Source organism: Rathayibacter sp. AY2B9 (genome assembly GCF_002931595.1).
Lineage (GTDB): Bacteria > Actinomycetota > Actinomycetes > Actinomycetales > Microbacteriaceae > Rathayibacter.
Window position 1 is genome coordinate 62,225 of sequence record NZ_PSUB01000001.1, and the last position, 26,204, is coordinate 88,428.

Sequence of the window (26,204 nt, forward strand, 5' to 3'; positions counted from 1 at the left end):
AGTGTTGCAGCAGCCACCGACATGGACCCTCGGGACCTTGAAGCGCGCCTCCTCGGAGACGTCGACTTCGCGGTCCTCGAGGTGATCCGTGTCGGTGGCTTTTTGCGTTGCACCACCGCCGAACTCTTTCGAGGAGCCACCGCATGACCGTCGTCAGCGACAAGCCCGTACTCGCCTACTCGTTCGCAGAGCTCGCCTCCGCGGCCGGCTGCTCCGTCGACATGGTGCAGAGAGCGAAGCGCAACGGAGAGTTCACCGCCTCCCTCATCGGCTCCAAGCGGGTCGTCGAGGTTGAAGAGGCGCAGCGCTGGATCAAGTCACTTCCGAAGGACTGACACCCGCACCACCCGGATCTTCTGATCCCACCTTCTTGCCGTATCGCGCCCATCGCAAGGCGCTATTCGGTGCGCCCGGAAACGGGCAGCAAGCAACACCTACATAGTCCGCGAGTAGCCCCTACCTAGACCCGGGTCGGCAACGAGGCGTGGACGCATCATACGAGGCTCGCAGGGCCCCGCCAGTAAGCATTGGGGGCGGGGAAGGCTTGTCCATCAAACACGGTCGCCGGGTCCGCTTCAGTGCGGTCGACGCGACACCACTACTTGGCTCACGGGGCGCTGCGACGGCTACCAGTCGCTCGCCCTACACGCACATCCTCGGGAATGGCCTCCTGGTGTGCAGGTAAAGCCACACATGCTTCTGTGCTTCACCCGAAGTTGCGCAGGAGGGTTGGCCTCAACAAGCCGCGATGGTGCCCGATCGAATCGGGCTGAGGCTACTGCGCGGATCGCGCTGACGAATGGAGGTTTCAATGTCGAGCAGCTATGCGACGCCGGTGTTCAACTCGCTGGTTTCCGAGCTCGAGCAGTGCACGGGCTGCTTGGCTAACGGGTGGCCGCCGAACTTGTTCTCTTGCTCCGCCGATGACGTGCTCTGTCCTGACTCGTTCCGCACGTCCGAGCACATCTAGCACTATCCAGCCCCCGAGTCGCAGTCGGGATCGTGAGCGTTCGAGTCGCTCCGGGGGCACTGCGCAACCAAGCGCAACCACAAAGGAGATAGATCGAAATGACTGACTTCCCCAAGCTCCTGACGCTCGATGAAACCGCAGAGCTTCTCCGCAAGACTCCCAATGCCCTTCGATGGCAGATCAATCAGGGAACGGCGCCAAAGAGCGGCAAGATCGGCGGTCGTCGAATGTTTCGAGAGTCCGACGTGCTCGCTTACATCGACGCCGCATTCGAGATGGACGACGACGGGTCTGATGACGACGAGTGACATAGGGGCGGCGAGGGTTATAGGCCTTGTCCCGGTTCGATTCCGGGCGTCGCACTAGCCGGCTACCTGTCGGCGTGGGGCCGGGGTCCCGTTCTCTACATGAGCGCGGCGAAGACCAACCCGGCCCCTTTTCTTGTACCCGTTCGAAGGAGATCGAGCAGATGACGTACGTATGTAAGGCCCTGACACCCGCACAGCAGGAGGCACTTCTCGATGATGTGCGCGCCGGTATCACGGGTGTCGCTGCGGTGGAGAAGTACAGGGTGGCGAAGACGACGATGCACCGGCTGATGGCTCCTGAGGGGTTGCGGTTCATCCGTGTCCCGAAGGTGCCGGAGCCGGAGGTGCGGGAGGCGCTTCTGTCGGGAATGACGATCACGGAGGTGGTGCGGGCGCTGCATGTGCAGGACGACCGGGTGCGTGTCATCTACCGGGCGATGGAGTTGCCGTCTCCTGCTGAACGTCGAGCGGAGAAGCGACGTGTGCAGGCGGCCCGGTGTGCGGATCTCGCGCCGACTCATACGGTGCGGCAGATCGAGGCCGCACTGGGTATCAACGTGAAGACGGTGCGCGAGCTTCTGAAGGACGCAGGTGTGTCGCCGTTGCCGTATGTGCGTCCTGCAGCCAAGCCGAAGCCGACCGCACCGAAGGCTCGAGTAACGCGCACCCCGAAGCCGGCTCCGATCAAGCGTCCGAAGCGTCCGGTACGTCAGGCGCCGCTGTTCGACTTCTGCCATCGGAAGCACCCGATCACGAAGTCAAATCGCGTGGAAGGTACGGAGAGGGAGTGCCTGGTGTGCCGTAAGCGCGGCATCAACGTGAGCCTCGCTCTGGTTCCTGCTAGAGACGCGATGATCGCGGATCTTCTGCTCATCATCGAGAAAGAGGTGGCCGAGTTGACCGCCGAACTGCGACCCGAAATGAAGGAGAAGGCAGCATGACCGCATCCATTGAGCAGGCGAAAGCAAGGAAGGACCGACTTCGAGCGTCGACTCTCGAGATGCTCCGTAGTGCCGGTCCTAACGCGGTGGTCTATAGCCGTGCAGCGTGGGCGGCAGCGCGGAAATCCAGTTCGGGCGGTGTCGATGGCGCTTGGTTCTTGGACTGCGGTGCGCATCGCGAACGATTGATGTCGCCCGAGCGCATGTCCGCTTGGACAACCGATTGGCAGCTGCTTCGCGAAGACGAGGTGTCCCGATGACCGCTCTTGCTCACACTCACGACCCGGACACGTCGCATGAAGCAGTAGCGCGACTGGACAAGAAGCAGCTCGCGGTGATGAAGCGGGCGATCCTTCAACTGCTCGAATCGGAACCTGCGACAGCCTGGCACGCGACCGAGGCGTACTTCATGTACCGCGACTACTTCGACTGGCCGCTCGCCAAGCGCGACAGCATCGCTAAACGCATGTCCGAGCTTCACAAGGAAGGGCTGATCCGCGACACGGGCAGGAGAGCGCCCACCGGATACGGAAGGCCCGCCGTCGTATGGGAGGTAGTCAAGTGACCGTCAACCTGTCTACGCGCACTATCCGCGCGTGCATCGCCGCAGCTGTAACCGTCAGCGTGTTCAGCGCAGGCATGTGGGCCGGAGTCGTCGTCTGCGGGGTGTGGGCATGGGTGCAGTGAAGATCCGCAAAACACGCGAACCGGCTATCGGCGACGACTTCTATCTCGGCCGTCCCTGGTCCGTGAGACGCGGCAACCTCGTCATGTGGTGCCGCACCTACGAAGACTGCCTACGACTCGTGAACGGATGGGGACGATGAACGACGTCTACGTCTGCCTCGACTGCCTGTACACGACCGGCACACTCACCCACGCACTCGGACACGAAGCCGACCGCGGACACCACGTCATCCTCGAAAGCGACGACATATGCGACTAAACATCCTCCCCGCAATCCTCCTCACGGCCACGATCTTCCTCGTGGCCGTTTCCTTTGCCCGCCTCGAACCCCTCAACGGCGGACACATAGGGCTCATCTTCCTCTGGTGGGCTGCAAACAGCATTCAAAAGGTACGGGTAAGCAATGAGTGACACCGAAAAGATCGACCTTGACGCGATCGAGTCGCGCGCGGGTGCGGCGGAAGCTGGCCCGTGGGAGATTACGCCGTCCCTTGGCAAGGCCGGATCTATCCTCGGCAGATGGTCGGTCGACACGGCATGGAACGAGCCTGATGGGAAGAACATCAGCTACGAGGTGAACGACAAGGCGGACGCCGAGTTCATCGCCCACGCACGGGAGGACATACCCGCTCTGATCGCCGAGGTGCGGCGACTGCGGAAGGAACTTGGCGCATGACCGCCCGCATCCTCACCCCGACAGCAACCTGCTGCACGCCCACCTTGCTCGCCATCCGCACAGGCCAAACCGCTACCTGCGCACGCGGACACGACTGGATCACCGTCGACGCCATCGACGAAGGACGCGGCAACCACGACTGGTACGCGAAATGGGTGATCGCATGAGCCTGCAGATCCACGCCGAGCTCGAGCAGGGTAGCCCCGAATGGTTGCAAGCCAGATGCGGCATCGTCACCGCATCGACCGTTGGCAAGCTGCTCACCGGCACCGGGAAAGTCGCCGACAACGACACGTCACGCGCCCTCACCGACACCCTCATCGCCGAACGCATCACCGGCCACGTCGAATACGTCCACCCATCCTTCGATATGCAACGCGGCACCCTCGACGAACCACTCGCCCGAGACCTCTACCGCGAGCAGTACGCACCCGTCGAGGAGATCGGGTTCGCAGTAAGCACCGTCGGCGGACACCGGATCGGCGCATCACCCGACGGACTCGTAAGCGTCGACGGGGGCATTGAGATCAAGTCCCGCCGACCCCGCACCCAGCTGCGCACCATCCTCACCAACACCGTCCCCACCGAAAACCTCGCCCAGATTCACGCCTGCATGCTCGTCCTCGACCGCGACTGGTGGGACTACGTGTCTTACGCCGGCGGATGGCCCCTCCACGTCATCCGCGTCTATCGGGACCAGGCATGGGACGACGCAATCACCGCAGCACTCGAACGCTTCGAGGAACGCGCCACCGAAGCCATCACCACATACAGATCCGTCGTCGGCAGCAGGCCTATCGCGCCGCTCTTCGACCACTTCGCAGAAATTGAGATCAACTAATGGGCATGTTCGACAGCATGTTTGACCGCCGCGGTTACGAATGGCAGACGAAGGCATTCGGCAACACCCTCACTCGCTGGTATATAGGCGATCAGATAACCGAAGCCCCTCCCGCTGCACACTTCCAGCTGCAGGTTTTCGGCGGACCGACCCGCATTGGCCGAGACGGATTCGCCACTATCCGTCATGGGCAACTGATCTCTGTCCCCGCTCGCCGTAATGGCCGGTTGCCTCTCATGAGCTACGGCGGGGACTGGCTAACCGAAACCGAAGAGAGCTGAGCACTATGAACCTCACCGAAACCATCGCCCCCAAGTCGGACCAGATCAACGCGGATGACCTACTTCCAGGTCCGATCGTTGTCACCATCGCTGAGGTCGTGAAGGGCAACGCGGAACAGCCCGTCGACGTCCGCCTGGTCGAATATCCCGGACGCGCTTATCGCCCCTCCAAGTCGATGAGGAGAGTCCTCGTCACCGCGTGGGGACCCGAAGCTGCCGCCTACACCGGACGCCGCCTCAAGCTGTTCCGCAACCCCGAGATCGCGTTCGGCGGCACCAAGCTCGGCGGCATCGAGATCGAAGCGATGAGCGACATCGACAAGCCGCTTACCATCGCCCTCACCACGACGAGGAGCAAGCGCAAGAACTTCACCGTCCAGCCCCTCCCCGCAGCCACCCCTGCCCGCGACTGGCCCGCCGAGATCCAGGCGGTCGAACACGACTACACGGCCCTCCTCGCGCTCCACAAGGACGCCACCAGGACCGGTGCAGGCGAGGCGGTACTCAACGCCATCAAAGCCGCTGGTACCAGGGCGAAGGAGGCGCAGGGATGATCGTCGCGAAGAGAGACCGACTCAGCGTCGCTAACTCCGCCGAAGCAATTCTCCGCGACCACACCGGCACGCTCGACGAGGCAGTCGCTCGACTTAGCCACCTCGCTGCAACGAAGGAAGAGCTGTGGGATGCCGTCGCCTATCTCGCATGTCAGGAGCACGCGTACAGGCGCAGTTCGAATGAGCAGGCGACTCTTGCGCTGGCGCAAGTGCGGTCCGTAGTGGACGAGTACGACAGGCGACGCCCGTGACCACCGCCGTGACACACCGCGGCCCCTGGTCGTTCACGCTCCCGTATCCGCGCCCACCTCGAGGCCTGCACTCGAACGACCGCAGCCCATGGCAGGTGAAGGCGCGCTCGACGGCGCAGGTGCGACTCGACGTGTTCAACCTCGTCCGCGCCGCACACGTGCCCGCCCTCGAACGCATTCGGGTCGACGTCGAATGGGTCGTACCCGACCGCCGCAAACGTGACGCCGACGGACCCGAACCCATGCTCAAAGCGATCTTCGACGGCATCGGCTCCGACCGTGGAGTTTCCGCACGCATCGTCGAGGACGACGACCCCCGCCACATGGACAAGGGGCGACTCACCATCCGACGCGAACCCGGATGCCTCGCACACTTCGACGTCACCATCACGGAGCTCGAGGTGGACGAGTGATCGCCCCACCGCACGCCGGCTGCCCGTGGACCGGTCCCTGCCGCTGCACCCGCGACGCCGCCCCGTGCACGTGCGGCCATGTCGGCGTCTCGCACGGTCACGGCTGGGATCTCGAGAAGCAGCCCGCCCGGTCACGTATCGGCGCCGGCTCGTGCGGCTACTGCGACTGCACGGTCTTCGTGCCGCGTCCGGCCGACTGGTGGCAGTCGACGACCCTGCAACCCCTGTTCGACGAGTGGCTGGAAAGGAGCACCGCATGACCGAGCCCGACACGTCAACCGACGACCCGATCTGGCAAGTCCCGTCCGGTGACCTGCTGTACGACTCGCTGCACACGGACCGCAGCCACGTGCTGCTGCGGGTAGAGAGACGGATGATCTGATGCCGAAAGATGGACGCCTCTACGCGCGCTTCGACATCGGCATGGACGAGCACCCGAAGATCATGTTGCTCAGCGATGCGGCATTCCGTGCGCTCATCGAGTGCACCATGTACGCCCGGAGACAGCTGAATGACGGGTTCATCGCGCTCGGTGTCGCGCATCGCCGCTGGGGCCAGGAGGCGGCTGACGAGTTGTGCTCAAACGATCCCGAGCGCCCGTCGTGGTTCCGCACCGAGAAGGGCGGGGTCGCGGGGTACCAGATCCACGACTACGACAAGCACCAGACGACCACGGCGGACATCGAGGACAAGCGGGCGGCTGGTCGGGCGGGTGCAGCAGCTCGGTGGGCAGCAAAGGATGCGACACCCATGGCACCTGCTATGGCACCTGCCATGCAGACCGCAATGCGATCCGATGCGACCACGTTAGCTAAGACAGAGACAGAGACAGAGACAACACCTTCTAACGAAGGTGTGAGCGCGCCAACGTCGAAGTCATCCCGCCGTAAGCCAGAGACGCCACTCGCTGACGGTTGGGGTCCCGCGAACTCCGCTTACGAGTACGCGCAGCTGCATGGCCTAGACATCCGCCATGAGGAGTCGCAGTTCCGGAACCATGCGGCCGCCAACGATCGAAGACAGCGGGACTGGGATGCCGCGTTCCGGACATGGCTGGGCAACGCGAAGAAGTACCAGCCCGCGAGCACCCAGCCGAAGCTGACGGCCGCGCAACGCAACATGCAAACCGTCGCCCTGTTCCGCGAGGACGAAGAACGACAGAGATTGGAGATCGAAGGATGAGCGACGCCCTGCAGTGTCAGTGGTTCGGTGTGATCGACCGCCGCACCGGAGAACGGCGAGAGTGCCGAGCGTGGGCAATGCGTCAGTACCGCTACTGCCTCCACCACGCGGACGAAGCGCAAACAGTCGGCTATCCGCTAGGGCTGATCGTTCGGCCGACCCGCTACGACTCGAGCCAGGCCCCCGATGACCCCGCGTGAGTGTTCCGAACTGCTGACGTACGCGTCGATCATCGACAACCGCACGGTCGCCCCGGAGACGGTGAACGCGTGGTGGGAGATCGTCGGCCATCTCGACGTGGCCCTCGCACGGGACGCGATCATCCAGCATCGCCGCGAGTCGACGGAGTACCTGATGCCGGCGCACGTCATACGCGGCGCACACAGGCTCTCGACGGCCCGTAGAGCAATCGAAAGCACCCCGACGTGTTCCCGTCACCCCGGCTACCCCCTGACGCGTCTAGAGCCCGTCTGTGCCCGCTGTCAACGAGAGGAGCAAGAAGGTGAAGATCACACTCAATATCAGCGATGAGCATGCAGAGCTGCTCTTCGATCTGGCCGAGGAGCGGAATCTCAAGATGGACGAGTGCGCCTCCGAAGTACTCATGGAGCAACTTGCGCCCACCGTCATGTCGCGCGTCGAACAGCGGCGCGAACGCGAAAAGCAAGTGATCCTCTTCCACCGCAAACGATTCTCCGATGGGGAGATCGCCAAGCAGATCGGCATGACCACCAACGGCGTGCGGGCGATTCGCCTACGCCTCAACCTTCCTTCGGTCGGAATCCCCGGACCGATGCCCATGGACAAGAGAAAGAGAGCCAGCTGATGGCATTCGCAAACATCACCGGAACCGTCGACTACGCCAAGCGCGGCGGCAAGGGCTACACCGTCATCGAAGCGTGGCAGGCGCAGGGCAAGGACATGAAGCGCCGCTGGGCCGTCTGGTTCGACGAGGAGACGCCACTCACCGTCGGCCAGCAGGTGAGCCTGTCCGGCGTCCTGTCCACGAAGATCGGCGAACCGTGGACCGACCGTGAAGGCGCGACTCGTCCCGGCGGCGTCGAGCACACGATCAACAAGGCCCGGTTCCGTGACCACAAGGACGCCCCCGCCGCGACCGCACCGTCCCGTCCCGTAGCTGCATCGGTCAACCAGTGGGAAGCCGACGCATTCGCACCCGCCGCAACCGACACCGCTGAGCTGCCGTTTTGAGCGTGGGACTGACCGTGCGCATCCTCGTCACCCTCGCCGCACTCACCGTCCTCGCGCATGTTGCACGCGGAGACAGCGGCATCGCATACATGGAAGGAGCCGATCGTGGCTGACACTGAACCCCTGACCCCGGATCGCGACACTTACGCGCTCTACATCGATCCGAAGAAGTCCCCGATCATCACCATCGGTGCCGGTGCGCGCGTCTACGCCAACCATGACACCGTCATGATCCGACAAAACGGTGGCAACTACTGGTTCGGTTCCGGAGCGCGCGTCGAGTTCGACGGACCTGACTCGTTCGGGCAGAAGCGAGTGACGGTCGAGCTGTACCCGGCAATCCTCCGAGCTGCAGCCAATCAGCGGGTGAAGGTGCGCCTGTACCGCCCGAAGGCGAAGGACCGGGGATTCTGGCGACGGCACCGCCGCTTCTCCGCTGACCACTACCGCCGCTTCCCAGAAGCCCGGGTCGAAGAGGAGGGCGACCGTGCGTGACCCGCTGATCGGCAAGTCATTCCGCCTGACACCGTCCGGCCCGCGTTACGTCGTGTTCCGTGGGCAGGGCGCCGTGTACCGCTGCTCGTACCGCAGCCCGGTCGGACGCATGCAATACCGGGACTTGCCGCGAGAACGCATTGAAACGGCGCTCGAGAATGCATGAGTACGAGACCACCTATCGAGCCGGCCGCATACACCGCGAACAGCCGGAACCGGTCGACCTCGACGACACCGCGTACATCGAGCACCTGATCGACACGTCACCCGACCGGGAACTTGCGCGGTATGCGGCCGCCATGCAGGAGCACCTTTCCGCACCCCCTGCACCGTGAAGGGTTCGCGTGAACCCGACCGAAACCCGACCACCGGAAAGCCCGTCACTCCACACGGAGGGCGGGCTTTCCCTGTACCCGAAGGAGAAGAAGCATGACGCGCACTCTCGTACACCGTACGCACGTCGTAGGCGCTCGGCCTGGAACCATCGTCCGCACCCATGAAGGCTGGCTCTACGAATTGTCTGACGTAAACGGTCGAGCCTGGCTCGCAAACGCCACCAGGCTCGACCGGGACGACTCCAACCTCCCGATACCTGCGGAAGTCCTCTGGGAGCCAGAACCGGAGCCCATCGCCCTGCCCGCAACTCCCGGAACCGTCATTGCGATCGGTGAATGGTGGTTCGTGCGACTGCGCCCATACAAGCCAGGACTTGAGCCTGCATGGGAACTGCTTCCAGCCCCACACGACGTTGAAGAGAAGGCACGGCGCAACGGCTTTCCGTCGCAATGCATTTACTCCGACGAGGTTGTGCGCGAAGAGATCAACCAGGAAGGCAGCTTCCGGGTCGTCGCCGCACCCGAAGGAGGCACCGCATGAGCGACAACCTGAAATGGGAAGTTCAGTGGAGCGGCGAGATCAATCGCACCAAGAACCGCAGCTACAGCGAGAACCAGCGACACAACTACGTCGGCATGAAGGGGCGTGTATCACTTCCGGACCTTCTTGCCTACCTCGAGAAGCATGCGCCAGGAGTACCGCTCGAAAATGTCGGCCTGAACTGGGCGACCGTTGTTTGGGTCGATGCCGCTACGCCGGAAGAGATCGCCGAGAACGAGCGAGCCAAGGCTCGGCAAAAAGCTCGTCGGCGAGAGGGCGAGCTGAGGATGCTTGCGGAGCTGAGAGCGAAGTACCCCGAGGAGCCCACCGCATGACGTGCCCTCACTGCCACGAAACCTTCCCGGTCCGGTCGCTCTGGATCGACCACATGCACCGCGAACACGAACAGGAGACGACATGACCCGCGACGTACAGCGCATTGAGCCCATGATACAAGCGCTACGGGCCGCTTGGTATCTGCACCCCGATATGCGACTCGGGCAGATTGTGAACAACGCGCCCTACTTCGATGCGGACGGCAAGAACACCAGCTATGCCGCCCCCGCATTTTTTGTTGAGGACGACCAGATGTACGACGGACTGCTAGGACTTGCCAAGAACGCCAGGGGGCTTTGATGACCACCACGCCCCTCCTCGATGCCGTCGATGCGCTCACCATCGGCCGCATCGAACACGTCACCCAAACCGCGGACGACGGCACCTTCATCAGATCCGTGCCCGTCGACATCCCCGCACCCATCCTCTGGCTCGAAAGGGCAATCACCCCATCCACAAACAGCGACGGAGGATCTGCCTCACCAGCGCACACCAGATCGATCATCAACTCCGGCGCGCTCTACGAGTTCACGATGATGACAAACGGAATCCGCGACTGGTGCCAGATCGTCGCGGCACCCATCTCCACCGATGGCACGTGGGGTGAACGCGCCATCCACAACCTCCGCCAGTGGTACATCGCCTACCAACGCACCGACATGCTCGCAGACGACTTCTACCTCGGGCAGCTGCGGCGCTGGCTGTGGTCAATCCTCGACAGGCAAGACCCGCCCAAGAGCCTCGAAGTCACGCTGCCATGCCCCGTGTGCGGCGACGCATGGGTTAACGCGGACGGCGACACTGTCAAGCATCCCCTCGAGCTCACCTACCGCAAGGACAACGAAGGCATCGTCACCCGCGAGAAAGTGACCTGCCGAAACCGAGGCTGTTCCGCCACATGGACCGGCATCGACGCCATCAGTGAACTCGGACTCGAACTGGGAGAGAAAGACGAGTTGCAAACCACCGCTTGAATCGCGATAATGGGAGCACCTCGGATAGCTCTGCCCAGAGCCAACCGGAACACTTCACTGGAAGGCCCTCGCTTCGGCGGGGGCCTTTCTGCGTTCAACGCCTCGCAGCCAGCCCTACCCGCACGGCAGACGAACGGCATGTCGCCGACGGGTAGACGAGAACTGCGACACCACTTGCCTCGGCCGTCGACACAGCAGCTAAGCGCACACGCAAGCGACGCGAGCACGAGGCAACACCCGTAACGAGGGGAGCAGACAATGACGTCCTGCTCATGCGGATCAGACATGACCGAATACGGCGACCACCTCAACGCCTGCCAACACTGCGACCTCGGCCACCAAGTCGGCAGTTGCGCCACCTGTCTCGTCTACCAGCGCGTCACCAACGCACGGACCCACCAGTGACCGAACCCGAACCCATCGGCTTTGACAGCTTCGGGGCGCCCATCTACGCATGGTCCATCGGCGCACGCATCAACGACGACACGCGCCGACGGCTACTCGACGCCATCGACGAAGACAAAGCATGAGCACCAACCCGCGATACGCCAACGGGCACAGGCGCCGCGAACTACGCACCCGCCTACTCGCAGCCGGCGCACACTGCAGCTGGCCGCCCTGCCCCTGGCCCGGCGACTGGCTCGGCACAGCAATGGCACGCGACCTGACCACCGAGGACCCACGCTTCCCCGTAGTCGACGAGATCCGGCACGTCAGCCGTGGCGGTGACCCACTGGCAAGAGACAACACCCGTCTCTTGCACCGAATGCTGGTGTAACCGGCAACGAAGCGACGGGGACGACCCCGAACCTCAACCGCCGCAGCCGCCCATCATCGCCTCGAGCGGATGGGGACCGGCCGGCTGAACCCAACCCGACGGGGCACCACCCCCTCCGGGTTGGGGGACAGCGCCCCCGGGGGGATAGCGCCGTTCTACCTATCGCAGTTTTTCCACAGGAGGTGGTCGTGATGGCTGAGCGACGACTGCGTGCTGTGGGTGCGGGCGAGCCGGCTCCGAAGGCGAAGCCGACGTCGATTGAGCAGGCTGCGGAGGAGGGTTCGACTCTCGATGAGCTGCAGCTGATGCGTCGTCGGATTGCGCGTGCTTTGGATGACCCGAATTGTCCGCCTCGGGATCTCGCGTCTCTGTCTCGTCGTCAGATTGAGCTGGGCAAGGAGATCGATGTGATTCTCGCGCGGAAGCGTGAGGAGGCTGGTGGTGGCGTTGGTGTCGCAGACGAGAGCTTCGACGCCGCGGCTATCTGAGGCTGCTCGTCATCTGGTGTTGCCGTCGGGGATCGTGTCGACTGGCTGGCCGGCGGTCCATGCTGAGTGCTTGAAGTTGGGGATCGAGTTCGATCCGTGGCAGGACGGCGCCGGCAAGGTGGTGTTCGCCAAGCGAGCGGATGGCTCCTACGCCGCGACCATCGGCGGCGTGGTTATTTCGATCCCGCGCCAGGTCGGTAAGACGTTCTTCATTGGCGCTGTGATTTTCGCGCTGTGTCTGTTGAATCCTGGCCTGCTGGTCATTTGGACGGCGCACCAGTTGGCGACTGCTGGTGAGACGTTCCGGTCGATGCAGGGTCTGGCTCGGAAGCCGAAGATCTCGCCGTACGTGAAGCGTGTGCTGCTCGGTTCTGGCGATGAGGCGATCGAGTTCATGAATGGTTCGCGCATCCTGTTTGGGGCGCGTGAGCGTGGTTTCGGTCTGGGCTTCACGAAGGTCGGCGTCCTGGTCATGGATGAGGCGCAGCGGCTGACCGAGAAGACGATGGATGACTTGGTTCCTACGACGAATCAGGCGGCTAACCCGCTGATTTTCCTGATCGGTACGCCTCCGCGGCCGACGGATGCTGGTGAGGTGTTCAAGTCGCGTCGCCGCGAAGCCCTGTCGGGCGATTCGGACGACATGGTGTACCTCGAGTTCTCTGCTGACGCGGATGTGAATCCTGCTGGGTGGGCTCCGAAGTTCGTGGATTGGTCTGCGGTCGCGAAGGCTAACGCGTCGTTCCCGAAGCGCACGCCGCGGACTGCTGTGCTGCGGATGCTCAAGAATCTTGGCCCTGAGTCGTTCCGGCGCGAGGGTCTTGGTATCTGGGATGACGACCAGGCAGGTTCTCGCCTCATCTCCGCCGATCTCTGGCAGAAGCGCGGCGTCTTCGAAGCTCCTACTGGTGTGGCGTCGTATGGTGTCGCGTTCTCGCAGGATGGTTCGCGGGTTTCTCTGGCCGGCGCGCGTAAGCATGACGAGGGCATCCATGTGGAGTTGATTGATGCGCAGTCCGGGCCTGTCGAGCTTGGTATTGGCGCTCTGGCTGACTGGCTGGCGGCGTCGTGGCGTTCTGCGGCCTCGATTGTCATCTCTGGCGCTGCCGGCGCGAAGGTTTTGAAGCAGGCGCTGCGTGATCGTGGTGTTCCTGAGGCGGTCATTCATGTTGCGACGACGCCGGACTATACGACGGCGTGTGCAATGACGTGGGAGGCCGTGAAGGATGGGTCGCTGACTCATCTTGCTTCTGAGGGGCAGGCGGTCCTGGATCAGTCTGTGGCTGTGTGTGACATGAAGAAGCGGTCGGCTTCTGGCGCGTGGGGCTGGAATGCGACGACGCCGTCTGGTGATGAGACCCCGATCGAGTCCGTGAGTCTTGCCCTGTTCGGGGCGAGGACGAGTAAACGAGTGCCAGGTCGGAAGCAGGTGATTTTGTGATCGCTATTGCCCCTTCTTCGGCGTTTGATGCTCTGCCGCGGTTCATGACGAACGTGACGGATACTGAGCTGCAGGTGATCCGGTCTCTGCTGGCTACGTGGCGGGACAAGTATCCGCGGAACGTGATCCGGTCTTCGTATTACGACGGGAAGATGGCGCTGAAGCCGTCGGGGAACATTCCTCCGGAGGCGTTCGCGCGTATCAGGTCTGTTTTGGGGTGGCCGGAGAAGGCTGTTTCGGGCCTGGCGCAGCGGACTATCTTCGATGGTTTTGTGACGCCGGGGCAGGATCAGGACCCGTTCGATCTGGGTGCGATCCTGGACGCTAACCGTTTCGATCTTGAGCTGCCGCAGACGATCACGTCGTCGCTGAAGCATTCGTGTGCGTTCATCACGACTGCGAAGGGTGATGTGGCGTCGGGTGAGCCGGCGGTTCTGATCATGCCGCGTTCTGCGGAGTGGTCGGCTGCGTTGTGGGATAAGCGGCGGCGTGCGGTGTCTGCGTTCCTGGCGATCTCGGATGTTGACGATCATGGTGTGCCGTCTGCGATGGACGTGTACCTGCCTGACGTGGTTCTGATGTGTTCGCGTCGTCCTTCTGGTGCTTGGGTGGCGGATCGTCGCCCAAACCAGCTGGGTGAGGTTCTTGCTGAGCCTGTGACGTATGACCCGCAGCTGGATCGGCCGTTCGGTCGGTCGCGGATCACGCGTGCGGTCATGTCGATCACCGACAAGGCGCTGATGAACGTGGTGCGCACGGAGATCGGCGCTGACTTCTACGCCGCTCCTCGGATGCTGGCCCTGGGTGTGGCTGCGGATGCGTTCACGCGGGGCAAGTGGCAGGCGGCGATTGATCGTTGGTTCGCGATTACGCGTGACGAGAACGGCGATCTTCCTCAGGTGTCGCAGCTGCCGCAGATGACGACTCAGCCGCTCACGGATCTGCACAGGCTGTACGCCTCGCAGTTCGCGGGCGAGACGGGCCTCCCGATCTCGTCGCTGGGCATCGTGCAGGACAATCCGCCGTCGGCGGAGGCCCTGTATGCGGCGGAGAAGGATCTGATCGTGGCGGCCCGTTCCGCGACTCGTGGTTTCGGTGCGTCGCTTCGTCAGGTCGCTCGTCGCACGGTGATGCTGCGTGATGGTCGGACGGCGGAGACGGACGAGCTGCGTCAGATCAAGGCGAACTGGCTGAACCCGGCGTTTACGTCGCCTGTGACGGCCGCTGATGCTCTGTCGAAGCTGGTGACGGTCTTCCCGTGGCTGGGTGACACGGAGGTTGCTCTCGAGTACGCGGGCTTCTCGAATGCTGAGGTGACGCGTCTGCTCGCGGACAAGCGTCGCGCGCAGGGTTCGTCGACGATGCAGGCTCTTCTGGCCGCTCGTGAGCCCGCTACGCCTGCCGCTCCTGTGGCTCCCGCTGCGGAGGCGTAGGCGTTGGTGACGACGGAGCAGGCGAACGTCCTGCGGACGTTGCAGGCTGGCGTCGCCCGTCAGGTGCGTGAGGAGCTGGACGCGTTCTTCGGTTCGCTGAATCTCGAGAAGCCTGAAGCGGTGCGTGACGCGTTGCTGCGGTACGTGCCGCTTCTGGTGCGTTCGTTCGGTGAGGGTGCGGCGTCGGTTGCGGCGGACTGGTACGACGAGGTGCGGGCCGGCGCGGACATCCCGGGCCGGTTCCGCGCGCAGGTCGCTGATCCGGTCGAGCAGTTCCGCGTCGAACGGATCGTGCGCTTTTCAGCGCAGTACTTGTTCACCGGGGCTGCGGCGTTGACTTTGCCGTCTCTGCTGGCGCCGGTCGAACGGTATGTGGTGGAGCCGTCACGGTTGACGATTGTGGGCGCGACGACCAAAGATCCGCGCGCTTCGGGCTGGTATCGCCGTGCTCGTGCGACTGGATGCCGGTTCTGTAAGACGCTCGCGACGAAGGGCGTCTACAAGTACGACGCGGATTTCGCGGCTCATAACGATTGCGGCTGCGTGGCTGTCCCGTCGTGGGACCCGAATGCTCCCGAGGTCGATGTGCGCGCTTACGAGGCGTCGCGGTACACGGGCGGCATGTCTCCGCGTGAGAAGGCCGAGCACAACGCGAAAGTCCGCGACTGGGTCGATTCGACGTTCCCGCCGGACGAGCAACCCAACTAGACCACCCGCTTCCGGCGGGTTTACGCCTACCCGAGCGGTCAATCGGGGCACAAGGAGAAGCACATGGAGTTCCCCGTCACGATCGATTCGCAGGAAGCGTTCGATGGTCTGGTGAAGGAGCGCATCGCGCGCGTCGAAGCGAAGTACGCCGACTATGGCGAGCTGAAGACACGGGCTGACGCTGCCGAGTCGGAGAAGACGGCGCTCGAGAAGGCCCGCGAGAAGGCAGAGGCTCGCGCTGCGGAGGCGGAGACGAAGGTTTCCGGTTTCGAGGCGAAGGAGCAGTTGTCGTCGTGGCGCGCTGAGGTCGCGAAGGCGACGGGCGTGCACGCGGATGTGTTGCGGGGTTCTTCGAAGGAAGAGCTCGAAGCGCATGCGGCGGTTCTGAAGCCTCTCCTCACGGCGCAGGAAGCGCCGGTCATCCCCAACCAGGGCGACAGCCCCAATAAGCCCGCAGCCACGGATGCGGAGGAGCGCGCGGCAGTGCGCAGCCTCTTCAGCCCGGGTGACGGCGACTGACCCTCCCCTCCCGTTCCTGAAAGGACACACTCATGGCTGTATTCGGTTCCGCCGATGCCAAGGTCCTGCTGCCCCGCAATATCGCGGACGGCATGATCAAGACCACCAAGACCCTCTCGACGGTCGCTCGTCTCTCCAACCGGGAGCCGATGCGCTTCGGTGAGACCGACTTCATCACGTTCAACGACTTCCCGAAGATGGAGTACGTCGAGGAGGGCGCGAACAAGGCGTCGACCTCGACTTCCTTCGGCTCGGTGACCGCGAAGCCCCACAAGGGGCAGGTGACCCTCCGCTTCAACGAGGAGGTTCAGTGGGCGGACGAGGACTACCAGCTCGGCATTCTCCGCGAGGTTGCTGACGCCGGCCAGACTGCGCTGTCGCGTGGCCTGGACCTCGGTCTCTACCACCGCATCAACCCGCTCACGGGCGCTGCGATCACGTCGTGGGACAACTACGTCACCGCGTCCACGAAGCGCGTGGAGATCGCGACCGCTGACGCTGACGATGACTTCCGTGCGGCTGTCGGCCTGCTCGTGAACTCATCGACTCCGACCGCCGTGAACGGTGCGGCGATCGACCCGAAGTTCGCGTGGTCGCTGGCGAACCTGAAGCGTCGCGACGGTTCCGGCGCCACGTCGGACGTCCGCTACCCGCAGCTCGGGTTCGGCACCAACATCACCGACTTCTACGGCGTCCCGGTGGCCCAGGGCGACACCGTTTCGGGCACCCCGGAGGCGACGGACACGAAGGTCCGCGCGATCGTCGGTGACTTCCAGAACGGCATCCGGTGGGGCGTGCAGCGTGAGCTGCCCATCGAGATCATCCGTTTCGGTGACCCGGACGGCCAGGGCGACCTGAAGCGCCGCAACCAGATCGCCCTGCGTCTCGAGATCGTCTACGGCTGGTACGTCTTCGCGAACCGCTTCGCGGTCATCGAGGACAAGACGGTCTGATGCGTTTCCGCAACAAGGAGACCCGCTCGGTGGTGGTGGTCGACGAGGTCACCGCCGCCGAGCTCGGTTCCGAGTGGGAGCCGGACGCGGACGAGAAGCCGAAGCGCACCCGCGCGGCGAGTAAGTAGCTGGGAGGCCCGGTCATGGTCTATGCGACCGCTGAGGACGTGCAGGCCATCTGGCCGGGCTTCCCTGCAGGCCAGGAGGCGCGTGCTGCGGCTCTGCTCGAGGACGCGGCGGTCAGGATCGACGCGTATGCGCCGCCTGTCGCGCCGTTGACTCCCGCGGATGCTGCGGTCCGGCGGACGGTGTCTCGGGAGATGGTCGTCTACGTCATGATGACGGACGCGAACGTCGACCCGGTGACTCAGAAGTCTCGTTCGATGGGTCCGTTTTCGGAGTCGTGGTCGTTTGATCGGCCGGGTCGCACGCTGATGCTGACCGATGAGCACAAGCGGATGCTGCGTCCTCGGGTGCAGGAGGCGTTCACGGTCAGCATGGTCGATTATCGGCCGACGGATGACCCGCTGTGGTGGTCCGAGTGACAGTGCGGCTGCCTGACTACTTCAAGCCGCATGTCGCTGTAGTCCGGGCGTATGGCTCGGGTGGCGGCATGGGCGGCGGGTACGACGAAGCGCGAGACGTCGCATGTTTTGTCGTCGACAGCACCGAGACGGTCACGACTTCTTCGAGTTCGGAAACGACATCCAGCACGCAGGTGACCGTCGACTTTGACGAGGTCATCCCGTTGGGCTCAATGGTCACCGTCTGGCCGGGCCTGACGGGTGAGCGTGAAGCGCCGGTCATCTCGATCACCCGAGGGCAGCACCCGACTCTGCCGTCATTCCAGACGCTGTACCTGAAGTGAGGGGGCGCGGATGGCCTACTACCGCCCTGTCCTGTCGCTGATCGAGAAAGCCGCTCAGGCGGGACTCCTCGAGGTGGCCGAAACGGTGATCGCACGATCCAACGAACTGTCACCGAAGGACACCGGCGAGACAGCCGACTCCGCGTTCGCTCGGGTCGACGATCTCACCGCTCAGGCCGGCTACGGCTCGTTCGTCGCTCGTCTGCAGCACGAGAACCTCGAGTACGAGCATCCTCGTGGTGGCGGGCCGAAGTTCCTTGAGACGGCAGCTGACGAGATCCGGCCGCGCGTCCCTTCGATCATCGCTAAGCGCGTTCAGGGGGAGCTCGGTGGATGACGTCACGCTCACGAAAACCATTTGCGCGTTACTCGGCCGCATTGACGGCTGGGTGTGGCGCGAGACCGGTCCCGCGTACTCCGCCTCAAAGGTGGGCGTCTTCTACGGGGCGATCGGTGAGACGCCGGATCGCGCTGTCGGGGTGCGGCTGTACGGCGGCACTGACGATCCGATCGAGTTCGTGTCGTCGCGGCGTGTGCAGCTGCGCGTCCGGGGTGCGGTCGGCGACGTCGCGTCCGCTGACCGTCTGGCTTCGCAAGCGTTCTCAGCCCTACACGGCTTGTCCCGCGTGGACGGCATCAGCGGCATAAGCCGCCAGTCCTTGACCCCTCTGGGTGCGGACTCCAACAGGCGCCAAGAGCGCACCGAGAACTACCTAATCGTCTTCGACAACCCGGAGGAAATCTAATGGCAAACCGCGTACCTCTTCCCGCTGGCACCACGATCGGCAAGTCCTTCGAATACGGACTCGACGTGAACACCGGCACCACCGCAGCTCCCACCTGGATTCCGGTGCGGCGCATGTTCAACTTCAGCCACACGCCGACGTCGCGGCTGCAGGACGGCCAGACGTACGACGACCTGGGCGCGCAGAACCAGGAGGTCACCGGCTGGGACTTCGCGGTCAGCTTCTCGACGCAGGTGAACCGTTCGGCGACCACCGGTGAGTACCTGCCCGAGATCGAGGCACTGCGCGAGCGAACCCTCCCGACGGCGAAGGGCACCGACGCGCAGATCGAGGTCCGCTGGTACCACAAGCCCGAGACCGGCAAGCCGAACCCGACCGACGCCGGCCAGGGTGTCGCGTCCGTCGCGTTCTCCCGCTCGAACACCGGCCCCGACGGGTCGGTCGAGGTGTGGGCGTGGACCCTCACCGGTGTCGGCTCCTACTCGGTCATCGCGAACCCGTTCACTGGGTGGGACGACGACGACTCGGGAGCGTAACCCGTGAGCGCGATCGACTTCGGGTCCTGGGTCGCGCCTGATCTCGTCCTGACGCTGGGTGGCCGCGAGTACCGTGTGCAGCCGCCCAGCGTTGAGGGCGCGAAGCTGGTCCTCGCGTGCGCGGTGCGTGGCGAGGTGGAGCTGGGGCTGGTCCAGGGCGAGGTGCCTGCTGAGGTGCAGTCGCTTCTGGCGACGATCAAGCCCGGCCACCACCCTGCGCTGGGTAACGCGTGGCGCGAGATGGCTGCGGATGGTGTTCCGTCGCAGACAATCGACCGAATGGCGTACTACGCGGTCTTTTATTGGGCGCGCGGCCGTGAGTACGCGGACATGCTCGCGACGATCCTGTGGACTCCGCGTGACGTGCCTGCGGGCGGTGACGTGGCCGCCCCAAAAGCGCGTCGGCGCTCACCCCGCAAGAGTGGGCGCAGTACGGCGTCGGCGAGCCGATAGACGTCGACTCTGATGGGATACCGATCTACGCGGACTACCGGCTGCCTAAGTCGGTGACGGAGGCGGCTGCGCAGACCGCGGCAGCCGCCGCCCCGGAGGTTGACGGTTCCCTGCTGGCGATCGTCTCTCACTGGCGCCTGGTCGTCGCAGAGCTCGCCGAACGCAACATCGACCTGTATGACCCTGCTGTCCTCGCTCGTCCGTGGCCGGGTGTGCGGACGGTGATCTTCTCCCTCCTGGACTCGAACACTCGACTCCGGCTCGCTCTGACCAGGAGGTGACCGATGGCTGGTCTGCGCGCTGCGGAACTCGAAGTCCTCTTCACGGCGAACACCGACCAGGTCGCGAAGGCCGAGAAGGACGTCAAGTCCAGCGGCGACCGGATCGAGAAGCAGAAGACCACCAAGAAGATCGGCGCCGACACGGCCGACGCTCTCAAGGGCATGGGCCGTGTCGAGGACGAGGCTAAGCGTCTCGTCTCGCGGGCGACTCTCGTCAAGATCGACGCTGACGTGTCGAAGGCCGAGGCTGAAGCCGCGAAGATCCGTGAGCAGATCGACTACCTGACCGCGATCTCGCCGCGGGTGTCGGTGGACGCTGACATCGCGCGAGCTGAAGCGCAGCTGTCTCGCGTGGATCGGACTCTCACGGCCCTGCGCTCTACTCGCGCCGAGGTCACGGTCGACGCGGATACTTCGCCGGCGGAGGAAGCGTTCGAGGACGCTGAGTCCGCTGCAGGCGCTTCGGGCGACGATGCGGGCAAGAACTTCGGCACGAGCATCATCGCCGCCCTGGCGACCATCCCGATCGTGGGCGCTGTCGTCGGCATCGGCAAGGCTGCGGCTGACGCGATCCTTGAGGCGTTCCAGGATGGGCTCGCTCAGGAGAAGAACTTCGACCGCCTGCAAGCCCTCACTGGCATCAGTGAGCAGGATGCGCTGCGCTTCGGGCGTTCGGCGTCTGAGGCGTACGCGAATGGCTTCGGCGAGTCGATCGAGCAGAACATGGACACGACCCGTCTGGGTCTGCAGTTCGGGCTGATCGACCCGGAGGCCACGAACCGCGAGGCTCAGAAGGTCATTCAGGGCCTGTCTGGTATCGCCGACGTGCTCGGCGAGGACATCCAGCCGGTTGCCGCCGCGGTGACGACCCTGCTGCGGTCGGGGCTCGCGAAGTCCGCCGAGGAGGCTTTCGATCTTCTTGCGACGGGTGCACGCGAGGGCGTGAACCGCAACGAAGATCTCGTCGACACTCTCACGGAGTACCCGGCGCTGTTCCAGCGTCTCGGGCTTTCCGGTGAGGAAGCGCTGGGGCTCATCAATCAGGGCCTCGAGGGTGGCGCGCGTAACAGCGACCTCGCCGCCGACGCGCTGAAGGAATTCCAGATCCGCGCCACTGACGGCTCGAAGACAAGCGCTGCAGGCTTTGAGGCGCTCGGGCTGAGCGCTGAGGAGATGACCGCGAAGATCGCGGCCGGCGGCGATTCCGCGAAGCAGGGACTCGACCAGGTGCTCGACGGCTTGCGCGCGATCGAGGACCCGGTCGCCCGTAACGCGGCGGCTGTGGCGCTGTTCGGCACGCAGGCGGAGGATCTCGGTTCGGCGCTGTTCAACCTGGATCTCAGCACGGCGGTGGACCAGCTGAACGGCGTGACCGGCTCGGCGCAGAAGATGTTTGACACTCTCGCGAGCAACGACGCGTCGAAGATCGAGGGAGCCCTCCGCAGTATCGAGGTCGCCTCGAACGGCGTGAAGGGCGCTCTGGCTGGCGCGTTCGGTGAGGGTCTGGGTGAGCTCGCGACGTTCGTGACCGAGAATCGCGGGCCTGTCCTGCAGTTCCTGTCGGACATGGTGAACGGCGCGATCGACTTCGGGCAGTCGATCATCGAGTCGGCCGCGGGTGGTACGGAGGCGTTCGGCGAGTTCGTCGCTGGTCCCGGACGTGACGCGGTCCTGCTGATCGCGAATCTGATGCACCTGCTCGGGCAGGACACGACCGAGATCGAGGACCTCGCGTCCGACATGGACGTCTTCGACGAGAAGGCGGAGGCCGCTGCAGGGAACATCCGCGGGCTGAGCGACAACCTCGAGAACGGTCGCGGCAAGTTCAACGAGTTCTTCGACCCGCAGATCGACCTCGGCTTCCTCAACGACAAGACCATGGCCCTCGCGTCGGCGATCGACGCGGTCGGCTACTCAGCCGACGGCTCGAAGATCGCCCTCGACGGGGTCGACCTCGCGAACCTCTCCGCGTCGGAATCGGGGGCCACGCTCGAGCAGCAGGTCCGCAACTCCATCTCCGCGATGTCCGAGGAGGTCGCCGCGGCGGGCGCTGCAGGTGAGTCGCAGGAGCAGCTCGCGGGCCGCTACGACACGGCGACAAACGCGCTCGTCGGGCAGCTCGTGCAGATGGGCCTCACCGAGGAGCAGGCTCGCGACCTGATCGGGACGATCAACCAGACGCCCGGTCAGAAGAGCACTTACTTCGACTCGAACGCGAATCAGCAGCGCGGCAACGTAGAGCTGCTGGGCAACGCGATCGTCACGCTGCCCGACGGCTCGGTGATCGTCACCGCGGACACTGCCACAGCGACGGCCAAGATCGACCAGTTCGTCCGGGACCTCAACAACATCCCGGGCCGGCGCGACGTCGTCATCAACCAGGTGGTGCAGACCACCGGCGCCGACCGTGGCGCTGTTGCCGCTGCATACAAGGCCGATGGCGGCGTCATGGAGTTCTTCGCGCAGGGCGGCATGCGAGGCCTCACTCCCATGCAGCCGATCGCGCAGATGGTTCCCGCGTCGACATGGCGTGTGGTGGGTGACCGGTCGGACGTCCCCGAGGCGTACATCCCGCTCGACGGTTCGCCGCGGTCGATGGCGATCCTCGCCGAGACGATGCGTCGCATGGGCGTTGAGGCGATGTCGGAAGGCGGAACCACTTTGGTTCAGGCCCCGCCAGCGACAAGCGGTCCTCGCGAACTTGTCGGAAACCTGTACCTCGATTCGGGCGCCTTCCTGGGCACTGTTCGCGGCGTCGTGCGCGAGGCGACTGATCGCATCGAGCAGGACAGCCAGCGAGGGAAGTGGAGATCATGATCGTCACCGCCGCCGCACGTCCTCTCGGGGTGCTCACTCCTCACGCTGAGGTGACGGTCGAGTCTGTGCCTGCTGGCACGTCGACCGTCACCGTGACTCGGAGGCAAAAGCGTCGGGAGTTCCTGACTCGCGGTTTCGTGGATCTTGATCGCAACGATGACCTGTTCGTCCGCGACTTCGAGACGCCGTTCGGCATCGCCGTGACCTACGTTGCGACTGCTGTTGACGCGGCGGGCGCGGTGCTCGGTACGGCGGAGTCGGGTCCGGTGCGGATGCAGACGAAGCCGAGCACCGTCACGATCCACGACCCGATCCGGCCCGCGAACGCACTGACTCTCGCGCTCGGCAAGAACGCGATCACTGGGGGTAGCCGACCGCTCGGCGGCGGGATCGTTCCCATCACGAACCGCTCGGTTCCCGTTTCGGTCAGCACGGTCCGCGCAGGCTGGTCGCAGCTCTCACTCGACGTCGTCACCTACCAGGACGACGAAGCGGAAGCGCTCGAGGCGCTCCTCGGTGGCTACGACGAGGATCTCGGTTCCGGTGTTCTCTGCTTCCGTGTCGCAGGCAACGTCCCGCCGCTCATCCCTCGCACGTTCTTCGCGCGCGTGGATCAGCCGCAGCCGCAGTGGTGGCCGGGCGGCGACGGGAACGGCAACCCGCGCGCGGAGTGGACGCTCACCGCGACCGAGGTGCAGCCTCCCGCACCGGCGCTCGTGGAGCCGATCGTGACGTCGGAGGACTGGACGGCTTGGCTGCGCGACAACTTCGGGTGGGAGGGGTTCAACCTGACCTTCCCGACGTGGGCTGCCGCGAACCGGTCGCTCATTCCGCTGGGTTGGGCAACGCGTCCCGTCGCCCGGACGGCGTCGTGGGCTGACCTCGAGAAGTGGCTCGTCGACAACGGCGGATGGTCGGGGTTCAACGCGGCGTTCACTTCCTGGGCGGATGCGATGCGGTCCCCGAAGCTCGTCGGTTGGGCGTCGCGGTGAGGCCGGGATCGGAAGGCCTCGACCGGGTCCTGTCGGGCGATCACGCGGTCACGTACACTGCACGCGCACTCCGCGAGTGGGATCGCGAGACGATCCCTGTGGTGCCGATCGTGAACGGGCGTCTCAACTTCGACTCGACCCGGCAGGTGTGCGGCAGCGGCTCGGCGACCCTCGCGTTCGCTGACGTTTCCGGCCGCTCCCACGAACCGAAGCACGTCAACGACCCACTTTCCCCGTACGGGAACTGGCTCGAGGTCACCTGTCATGTGCGCTCTGGCCGGTTCCATTCGGCGACGGTCCTCGGGAAGTTCGAGATCACGAAGCCGCAAGCGCAGGACAAGGGCTTCGCGAACGTCGGAGGGGTCCGCCGCACCACGGCGGAAACGATCACGGTGCGCCTCGATGACGCTTTCGCCGGGACCTTGCGCGAACCGATCTCGGACGTCATGCAGTCGACGGTTGGCCGTTCGATCAGCAGCGAGCTCGCCGACCTGCTGGGGCTACCTGTGCGTGTGGAGCGTAACGCGTACGTGTCGGCGCTTGTCGAGTACCCGGAGAACCGCCTCGAGGCGGTGTTCGATCTCGTGAAGCTGGTCGGCGGCGAACCGTACATGCGCTGGGATGGCTCGGTTGGCATCCGGCCCGACGAGTGGCCGGCTCCTTCGTTCTCTCTGCACGATGGTGCGTTCGCGTCGGCTCCCGGGGTGGCTGTCGGTTCCATCCAGGTTGACGAGTGGGATTCGGATGATGTGCCGAACCGTGTCGTCGTGATCGCGGAGACGCCCGATCAGCGCACTCTCATCGCGGAGAACCGGATTCGTTCTGGTCCGCTCCGGTATGGGCCGCGGGTGGAGGGTGCTTGGGGGCGGCGGACGAAGACGTACAAGGTCGGGTCTTTCACTGAGCAGGTGCAGGTTGATCGGCACCTCGCGGAACGGTTCGCGTCCGATACGACTCCGCGGGCGGTCGGCCTGTCCATCGAGATGCCGGTCGATCCGCGCCTCGAGCCGGGCGACGTCGGGCAGCTGTGGTCGGAGACGATCTCTGCCCGCGTCCGCATCAAGGCCGTCGACATCGACATGGCTAGTCCGACGATGAAGGTGAGCGCCTACCTTGCCTGACACCATGACCGGCACGTTCATCGGCTCCGACGGCGACCGGGCTCGCGTCCGCCTCGATAGCGGCTCCGAGATGCTGCTGCGCATCGTCGGCTCCTACATGCCCACTCCCGGCGACACCGTCCGTATCACGCGTGACGGCGGAACGATCCTCGTCGACGGGCTCGCGTTCCCACGGGAACCCATCGGCTCCATCGTCGACGTCGGCCCCTCGAGGGACGCTCAAGGGCGGACCGTTCTCGCGGCCACCGTCCGCACTCAGGACAACCGACTGCTCAGTCGCGTCGAGGTCCTGGATCACATCACCGACCCGGCGCCCGGCGACTCTGTCGTCGTGTTCGCCGGTTTCATCATCGGCCGCCGACGCGTGCCGACCACCAGCGAGGAGAGCTGACATGGCCGATGACGCCGTCATGACCCGGGACTCTGACTCCCACGCCCTGCAGATGGGTGCTTTCGAGCCGCCCAGGATGCCGGGCGCGTTCAACCAGATGGTCCGCGACGTGTCGAAGCGCGCGGGGACTGTCGCGGGTTCGATCGCGCAGCGCGACGCGTTCCCGCTCGAGAAGCGATTCCCGGGCCTGTGCTGGGTCGCGATCCCCGACAACCCCACCGCGGGCGACCTGACCGTCGAGCTTTTCTACTGGTCGGGCACGTACTGGGAGCAGCCCGATCTCCGGCCGCGCGTGAAGTGGATTCCGCGGTCGCAGATGGTCACTCAGGCGGATCGGCCGCTCAACCGGAACGAGCGCACGGATGTTCTCACCGGAGTGTGGCGGAACGCGCCGCAGGGTGACTACATGATCCACGGCGACTACACGATCCAGGCTGCCGCGTTCTCGGAGATGCTCGTCGGCAGCTCCTTCAACGGGAAGTCGGTTGTCGGCGACTACCGCGAGGACGTCGACAACCGGCGGGTCCGCCACCAGTTCGACGGACCCGTCATCAACCACCCGGGCGGCGATCTCGAGGTAAAGGTCTGGGTGACTATGGTCGCCACCTCGGCGGCGATCTACACGGCCGGCTCGGCACTCACGTTCTCGTACCTCGGCCGATCGAACGGCTAGGAGAAGCGC

41 protein-coding genes are annotated in these 26,204 nt (G+C 64.6%); all 41 read left to right on the forward strand.

Annotated elements, in window-relative coordinates:
* Nucleotides 1-143 precede the first annotated feature (143 nt).
* The 41 genes from C5C25_RS00315 (at nt 144) to C5C25_RS00475 (ending at nt 26,195) form a co-directional block, all read left to right on the forward strand.
* Nucleotides 144-335, forward strand: coding sequence for a hypothetical protein (locus tag C5C25_RS00315; protein ID WP_104249384.1), 192 nt, complete (start codon nt 144-146; stop codon nt 333-335).
* A gap of 733 nt (nt 336-1,068) precedes the next feature.
* Complete coding sequence (locus C5C25_RS00320; protein WP_104249385.1) at nt 1,069-1,278, forward strand: AlpA family transcriptional regulator; 210 nt, start codon at nt 1,069-1,071, stop codon at nt 1,276-1,278.
* A 161-nt stretch (nt 1,279-1,439) separates the two neighbouring features.
* The gene (locus C5C25_RS00325) at nt 1,440-2,219 is read left to right on the forward strand and encodes a hypothetical protein (protein ID WP_104249386.1); all 780 of its coding nucleotides are present in this window, start codon (nt 1,440-1,442) and stop codon (nt 2,217-2,219) included.
* Between the two features lie 256 nt (nt 2,220-2,475).
* Nucleotides 2,476-2,784: a hypothetical protein gene (locus C5C25_RS00330; protein ID WP_104249387.1), complete on the forward strand. Its 309-nt coding sequence runs from the start codon at nt 2,476-2,478 to the stop codon at nt 2,782-2,784.
* A gap of 525 nt (nt 2,785-3,309) precedes the next feature.
* The gene (locus C5C25_RS00335; protein WP_104249388.1) at nt 3,310-3,582 is read left to right on the forward strand and encodes a hypothetical protein; all 273 of its coding nucleotides are present in this window, start codon (nt 3,310-3,312) and stop codon (nt 3,580-3,582) included.
* On the forward strand, nt 3,579-3,749 hold the full coding sequence (locus C5C25_RS16355; protein WP_181133600.1) for a hypothetical protein: 171 nt from the start codon (nt 3,579-3,581) through the stop codon (nt 3,747-3,749). The genes C5C25_RS00335 and C5C25_RS16355 overlap by 4 nt, the downstream gene beginning before the upstream one ends.
* Nucleotides 3,746-4,423 (forward strand): lambda exonuclease family protein, encoded by a 678-nt coding sequence (locus C5C25_RS00340; RefSeq protein ID WP_104249639.1) that lies wholly within the window; start codon nt 3,746-3,748, stop codon nt 4,421-4,423. Before C5C25_RS16355 ends, C5C25_RS00340 begins: the two co-directional genes overlap by 4 nt.
* Before the next feature lie 5 nt (nt 4,424-4,428).
* Nucleotides 4,429-4,704, forward strand: coding sequence for a hypothetical protein (locus C5C25_RS16200; RefSeq protein ID WP_146079390.1), 276 nt, complete (start codon nt 4,429-4,431; stop codon nt 4,702-4,704).
* Between the two features lie 5 nt (nt 4,705-4,709).
* Nucleotides 4,710-5,258: a hypothetical protein gene (locus C5C25_RS00345; protein WP_104249389.1), complete on the forward strand. Its 549-nt coding sequence runs from the start codon at nt 4,710-4,712 to the stop codon at nt 5,256-5,258.
* Nucleotides 5,255-5,509 carry a hypothetical protein gene (locus C5C25_RS00350; RefSeq protein ID WP_104249390.1) on the forward strand — a complete coding sequence of 85 codons (255 nt, stop codon included), beginning with the start codon at nt 5,255-5,257 and terminating at the stop codon, nt 5,507-5,509. Before C5C25_RS00345 ends, C5C25_RS00350 begins: the two co-directional genes overlap by 4 nt.
* Nucleotides 5,506-5,922 (forward strand): hypothetical protein, encoded by a 417-nt coding sequence (locus tag C5C25_RS00355; RefSeq protein ID WP_146079391.1) that lies wholly within the window; start codon nt 5,506-5,508, stop codon nt 5,920-5,922. The genes C5C25_RS00350 and C5C25_RS00355 overlap by 4 nt, the downstream gene beginning before the upstream one ends.
* 256 nt (nt 5,923-6,178) lie before the next feature.
* Nucleotides 6,179-6,304, forward strand: a complete 126-nt coding sequence (locus C5C25_RS16695; RefSeq protein ID WP_258069302.1) for a hypothetical protein — start codon at nt 6,179-6,181, stop codon at nt 6,302-6,304.
* Entirely contained in the window at nt 6,304-7,104 is an 801-nt protein-coding gene (locus C5C25_RS00360) for a hypothetical protein (protein ID WP_104249392.1), read from the forward strand. Before C5C25_RS16695 ends, C5C25_RS00360 begins: the two co-directional genes overlap by 1 nt.
* A gap of 502 nt (nt 7,105-7,606) precedes the next feature.
* Nucleotides 7,607-7,930 carry a hypothetical protein gene (locus C5C25_RS00370; protein WP_104249394.1) on the forward strand — a complete coding sequence of 108 codons (324 nt, stop codon included), beginning with the start codon at nt 7,607-7,609 and terminating at the stop codon, nt 7,928-7,930.
* Nucleotides 7,930-8,316, forward strand: a complete 387-nt coding sequence (locus C5C25_RS00375; protein ID WP_104249395.1) for a hypothetical protein — start codon at nt 7,930-7,932, stop codon at nt 8,314-8,316. The genes C5C25_RS00370 and C5C25_RS00375 overlap by 1 nt, the downstream gene beginning before the upstream one ends.
* 105 nt (nt 8,317-8,421) lie before the next feature.
* On the forward strand, nt 8,422-8,811 hold the full coding sequence (locus C5C25_RS00380) for a hypothetical protein (protein WP_104249396.1): 390 nt from the start codon (nt 8,422-8,424) through the stop codon (nt 8,809-8,811).
* Entirely contained in the window at nt 8,804-8,977 is a 174-nt protein-coding gene (locus tag C5C25_RS16360) for a hypothetical protein (RefSeq protein ID WP_181133601.1), read from the forward strand. The genes C5C25_RS00380 and C5C25_RS16360 overlap by 8 nt, the downstream gene beginning before the upstream one ends.
* Nucleotides 8,970-9,146, forward strand: a complete 177-nt coding sequence (locus tag C5C25_RS16365; RefSeq protein WP_181133602.1) for a hypothetical protein — start codon at nt 8,970-8,972, stop codon at nt 9,144-9,146. The genes C5C25_RS16360 and C5C25_RS16365 overlap by 8 nt, the downstream gene beginning before the upstream one ends.
* A gap of 94 nt (nt 9,147-9,240) precedes the next feature.
* Complete coding sequence (locus C5C25_RS16205; protein ID WP_146079392.1) at nt 9,241-9,687, forward strand: hypothetical protein; 447 nt, start codon at nt 9,241-9,243, stop codon at nt 9,685-9,687.
* Nucleotides 9,684-10,022: a hypothetical protein gene (locus C5C25_RS16210; RefSeq protein WP_146079393.1), complete on the forward strand. Its 339-nt coding sequence runs from the start codon at nt 9,684-9,686 to the stop codon at nt 10,020-10,022. The genes C5C25_RS16205 and C5C25_RS16210 overlap by 4 nt, the downstream gene beginning before the upstream one ends.
* A gap of 82 nt (nt 10,023-10,104) precedes the next feature.
* Nucleotides 10,105-10,323, forward strand: a complete 219-nt coding sequence (locus tag C5C25_RS00385; protein ID WP_104249397.1) for a hypothetical protein — start codon at nt 10,105-10,107, stop codon at nt 10,321-10,323.
* Entirely contained in the window at nt 10,323-10,997 is a 675-nt protein-coding gene (locus tag C5C25_RS00390) for a hypothetical protein (RefSeq protein ID WP_104249398.1), read from the forward strand. The genes C5C25_RS00385 and C5C25_RS00390 overlap by 1 nt, the downstream gene beginning before the upstream one ends.
* Before the next feature lie 401 nt (nt 10,998-11,398).
* Nucleotides 11,399-11,527, forward strand: a complete 129-nt coding sequence (locus C5C25_RS16700) for a hypothetical protein (protein WP_258069303.1) — start codon at nt 11,399-11,401, stop codon at nt 11,525-11,527.
* A 436-nt stretch (nt 11,528-11,963) separates the two neighbouring features.
* The gene (locus C5C25_RS16215) at nt 11,964-12,263 is read left to right on the forward strand and encodes a hypothetical protein (protein ID WP_146079394.1); all 300 of its coding nucleotides are present in this window, start codon (nt 11,964-11,966) and stop codon (nt 12,261-12,263) included.
* A gap of 70 nt (nt 12,264-12,333) precedes the next feature.
* The gene (locus C5C25_RS00395) at nt 12,334-13,704 is read left to right on the forward strand and encodes a terminase (RefSeq protein WP_146079395.1); all 1,371 of its coding nucleotides are present in this window, start codon (nt 12,334-12,336) and stop codon (nt 13,702-13,704) included.
* A complete protein-coding gene (locus tag C5C25_RS00400; protein WP_104249400.1) occupies nt 13,701-15,137 on the forward strand; it encodes a phage portal protein in 1,437 nt (478 codons plus the stop codon). Before C5C25_RS00395 ends, C5C25_RS00400 begins: the two co-directional genes overlap by 4 nt.
* A gap of 6 nt (nt 15,138-15,143) precedes the next feature.
* On the forward strand, nt 15,144-15,845 hold the full coding sequence (locus C5C25_RS00405) for a hypothetical protein (RefSeq protein ID WP_104249401.1): 702 nt from the start codon (nt 15,144-15,146) through the stop codon (nt 15,843-15,845).
* A 63-nt stretch (nt 15,846-15,908) separates the two neighbouring features.
* The gene (locus C5C25_RS00410) at nt 15,909-16,364 is read left to right on the forward strand and encodes a hypothetical protein (protein WP_104249402.1); all 456 of its coding nucleotides are present in this window, start codon (nt 15,909-15,911) and stop codon (nt 16,362-16,364) included.
* Nucleotides 16,365-16,396: 32 nt separating this feature from the next.
* Complete coding sequence (locus C5C25_RS00415) at nt 16,397-17,317, forward strand: phage major capsid protein (RefSeq protein WP_104249403.1); 921 nt, start codon at nt 16,397-16,399, stop codon at nt 17,315-17,317.
* A complete protein-coding gene (locus tag C5C25_RS16705; protein WP_258069304.1) occupies nt 17,317-17,445 on the forward strand; it encodes a hypothetical protein in 129 nt (42 codons plus the stop codon). Before C5C25_RS00415 ends, C5C25_RS16705 begins: the two co-directional genes overlap by 1 nt.
* Nucleotides 17,446-17,460: 15 nt before the next feature.
* A complete protein-coding gene (locus tag C5C25_RS00420) occupies nt 17,461-17,862 on the forward strand; it encodes a Gp19/Gp15/Gp42 family protein (RefSeq protein ID WP_104249404.1) in 402 nt (133 codons plus the stop codon).
* Nucleotides 17,847-18,185, forward strand: a complete 339-nt coding sequence (locus C5C25_RS00425) for a hypothetical protein (protein WP_146079396.1) — start codon at nt 17,847-17,849, stop codon at nt 18,183-18,185. Before C5C25_RS00420 ends, C5C25_RS00425 begins: the two co-directional genes overlap by 16 nt.
* 10 nt (nt 18,186-18,195) lie before the next feature.
* Nucleotides 18,196-18,522: a hypothetical protein gene (locus C5C25_RS00430; protein ID WP_104249406.1), complete on the forward strand. Its 327-nt coding sequence runs from the start codon at nt 18,196-18,198 to the stop codon at nt 18,520-18,522.
* Entirely contained in the window at nt 18,515-18,931 is a 417-nt protein-coding gene (locus C5C25_RS00435) for a minor capsid protein (protein ID WP_104249407.1), read from the forward strand. Before C5C25_RS00430 ends, C5C25_RS00435 begins: the two co-directional genes overlap by 8 nt.
* The gene (locus C5C25_RS00440) at nt 18,931-19,467 is read left to right on the forward strand and encodes a phage tail tube protein (protein ID WP_146079397.1); all 537 of its coding nucleotides are present in this window, start codon (nt 18,931-18,933) and stop codon (nt 19,465-19,467) included. The genes C5C25_RS00435 and C5C25_RS00440 overlap by 1 nt, the downstream gene beginning before the upstream one ends.
* Before the next feature lie 3 nt (nt 19,468-19,470).
* Nucleotides 19,471-19,920: a hypothetical protein gene (locus tag C5C25_RS00445; protein ID WP_104249409.1), complete on the forward strand. Its 450-nt coding sequence runs from the start codon at nt 19,471-19,473 to the stop codon at nt 19,918-19,920.
* Nucleotides 19,921-20,204: 284 nt separating this feature from the next.
* A complete protein-coding gene (locus C5C25_RS00455; protein ID WP_104249411.1) occupies nt 20,205-23,018 on the forward strand; it encodes a phage tail tape measure protein in 2,814 nt (937 codons plus the stop codon).
* Nucleotides 23,015-24,010 carry a hypothetical protein gene (locus C5C25_RS00460; RefSeq protein ID WP_146079398.1) on the forward strand — a complete coding sequence of 332 codons (996 nt, stop codon included), beginning with the start codon at nt 23,015-23,017 and terminating at the stop codon, nt 24,008-24,010. Before C5C25_RS00455 ends, C5C25_RS00460 begins: the two co-directional genes overlap by 4 nt.
* Nucleotides 23,995-25,131, forward strand: coding sequence for a hypothetical protein (locus tag C5C25_RS00465; RefSeq protein ID WP_104249413.1), 1,137 nt, complete (start codon nt 23,995-23,997; stop codon nt 25,129-25,131). The genes C5C25_RS00460 and C5C25_RS00465 overlap by 16 nt, the downstream gene beginning before the upstream one ends.
* 4 nt (nt 25,132-25,135) lie before the next feature.
* Complete coding sequence (locus C5C25_RS00470; protein ID WP_104249414.1) at nt 25,136-25,522, forward strand: hypothetical protein; 387 nt, start codon at nt 25,136-25,138, stop codon at nt 25,520-25,522.
* Between the two features lies 1 nt (nt 25,523).
* Nucleotides 25,524-26,195 carry a hypothetical protein gene (locus C5C25_RS00475; RefSeq protein WP_104249415.1) on the forward strand — a complete coding sequence of 224 codons (672 nt, stop codon included), beginning with the start codon at nt 25,524-25,526 and terminating at the stop codon, nt 26,193-26,195.
* The last annotated feature ends 9 nt before the right edge of the window (nt 26,196-26,204 follow it).

Excerpts from the sequence above, each read along its gene's own strand:
- C5C25_RS00315 (WP_104249384.1), top strand. The coding sequence starts at position 144 with ATGACCGTCGTCAGCGACAAGCCCGTACTCGCCTACTCGTTCGCAGAG.
- C5C25_RS00320 (WP_104249385.1), top strand. The coding sequence starts at position 1,069 with ATGACTGACTTCCCCAAGCTCCTGACGCTCGATGAAACCGCAGAGCTT.
- C5C25_RS00325 (WP_104249386.1), top strand. The coding sequence starts at position 1,440 with ATGACGTACGTATGTAAGGCCCTGACACCCGCACAGCAGGAGGCACTT.
- C5C25_RS00330 (WP_104249387.1), top strand. The coding sequence starts at position 2,476 with ATGACCGCTCTTGCTCACACTCACGACCCGGACACGTCGCATGAAGCA.
- C5C25_RS00335 (WP_104249388.1), top strand. The coding sequence starts at position 3,310 with ATGAGTGACACCGAAAAGATCGACCTTGACGCGATCGAGTCGCGCGCG.
- C5C25_RS16355 (WP_181133600.1), top strand. The coding sequence starts at position 3,579 with ATGACCGCCCGCATCCTCACCCCGACAGCAACCTGCTGCACGCCCACC.
- C5C25_RS00340 (WP_104249639.1), top strand. The coding sequence starts at position 3,746 with ATGAGCCTGCAGATCCACGCCGAGCTCGAGCAGGGTAGCCCCGAATGG.
- C5C25_RS16200 (WP_146079390.1), top strand. The coding sequence starts at position 4,429 with ATGTTCGACAGCATGTTTGACCGCCGCGGTTACGAATGGCAGACGAAG.
- C5C25_RS00345 (WP_104249389.1), top strand. The coding sequence starts at position 4,710 with ATGAACCTCACCGAAACCATCGCCCCCAAGTCGGACCAGATCAACGCG.
- C5C25_RS00350 (WP_104249390.1), top strand. The coding sequence starts at position 5,255 with ATGATCGTCGCGAAGAGAGACCGACTCAGCGTCGCTAACTCCGCCGAA.
- C5C25_RS16695 (WP_258069302.1), top strand. The coding sequence starts at position 6,179 with ATGACCGAGCCCGACACGTCAACCGACGACCCGATCTGGCAAGTCCCG.
- C5C25_RS00360 (WP_104249392.1), top strand. The coding sequence starts at position 6,304 with ATGCCGAAAGATGGACGCCTCTACGCGCGCTTCGACATCGGCATGGAC.
- C5C25_RS00375 (WP_104249395.1), top strand. The coding sequence starts at position 7,930 with ATGGCATTCGCAAACATCACCGGAACCGTCGACTACGCCAAGCGCGGC.
- C5C25_RS16365 (WP_181133602.1), top strand. The coding sequence starts at position 8,970 with ATGCATGAGTACGAGACCACCTATCGAGCCGGCCGCATACACCGCGAA.
- C5C25_RS16205 (WP_146079392.1), top strand. The coding sequence starts at position 9,241 with ATGACGCGCACTCTCGTACACCGTACGCACGTCGTAGGCGCTCGGCCT.
- C5C25_RS16210 (WP_146079393.1), top strand. The coding sequence starts at position 9,684 with ATGAGCGACAACCTGAAATGGGAAGTTCAGTGGAGCGGCGAGATCAAT.
- C5C25_RS00385 (WP_104249397.1), top strand. The coding sequence starts at position 10,105 with ATGACCCGCGACGTACAGCGCATTGAGCCCATGATACAAGCGCTACGG.
- C5C25_RS00390 (WP_104249398.1), top strand. The coding sequence starts at position 10,323 with ATGACCACCACGCCCCTCCTCGATGCCGTCGATGCGCTCACCATCGGC.
- C5C25_RS00410 (WP_104249402.1), top strand. The coding sequence starts at position 15,909 with ATGGAGTTCCCCGTCACGATCGATTCGCAGGAAGCGTTCGATGGTCTG.
- C5C25_RS00415 (WP_104249403.1), top strand. The coding sequence starts at position 16,397 with ATGGCTGTATTCGGTTCCGCCGATGCCAAGGTCCTGCTGCCCCGCAAT.
- C5C25_RS16705 (WP_258069304.1), top strand. The coding sequence starts at position 17,317 with ATGCGTTTCCGCAACAAGGAGACCCGCTCGGTGGTGGTGGTCGACGAG.
- C5C25_RS00420 (WP_104249404.1), top strand. The coding sequence starts at position 17,461 with ATGGTCTATGCGACCGCTGAGGACGTGCAGGCCATCTGGCCGGGCTTC.
- C5C25_RS00430 (WP_104249406.1), top strand. The coding sequence starts at position 18,196 with ATGGCCTACTACCGCCCTGTCCTGTCGCTGATCGAGAAAGCCGCTCAG.
- C5C25_RS00440 (WP_146079397.1), top strand. The coding sequence starts at position 18,931 with ATGGCAAACCGCGTACCTCTTCCCGCTGGCACCACGATCGGCAAGTCC.
- C5C25_RS00455 (WP_104249411.1), top strand. The coding sequence starts at position 20,205 with ATGGCTGGTCTGCGCGCTGCGGAACTCGAAGTCCTCTTCACGGCGAAC.
- C5C25_RS00460 (WP_146079398.1), top strand. The coding sequence starts at position 23,015 with ATGATCGTCACCGCCGCCGCACGTCCTCTCGGGGTGCTCACTCCTCAC.
- C5C25_RS00470 (WP_104249414.1), top strand. The coding sequence starts at position 25,136 with ATGACCGGCACGTTCATCGGCTCCGACGGCGACCGGGCTCGCGTCCGC.
- C5C25_RS00475 (WP_104249415.1), top strand. The coding sequence starts at position 25,524 with ATGGCCGATGACGCCGTCATGACCCGGGACTCTGACTCCCACGCCCTG.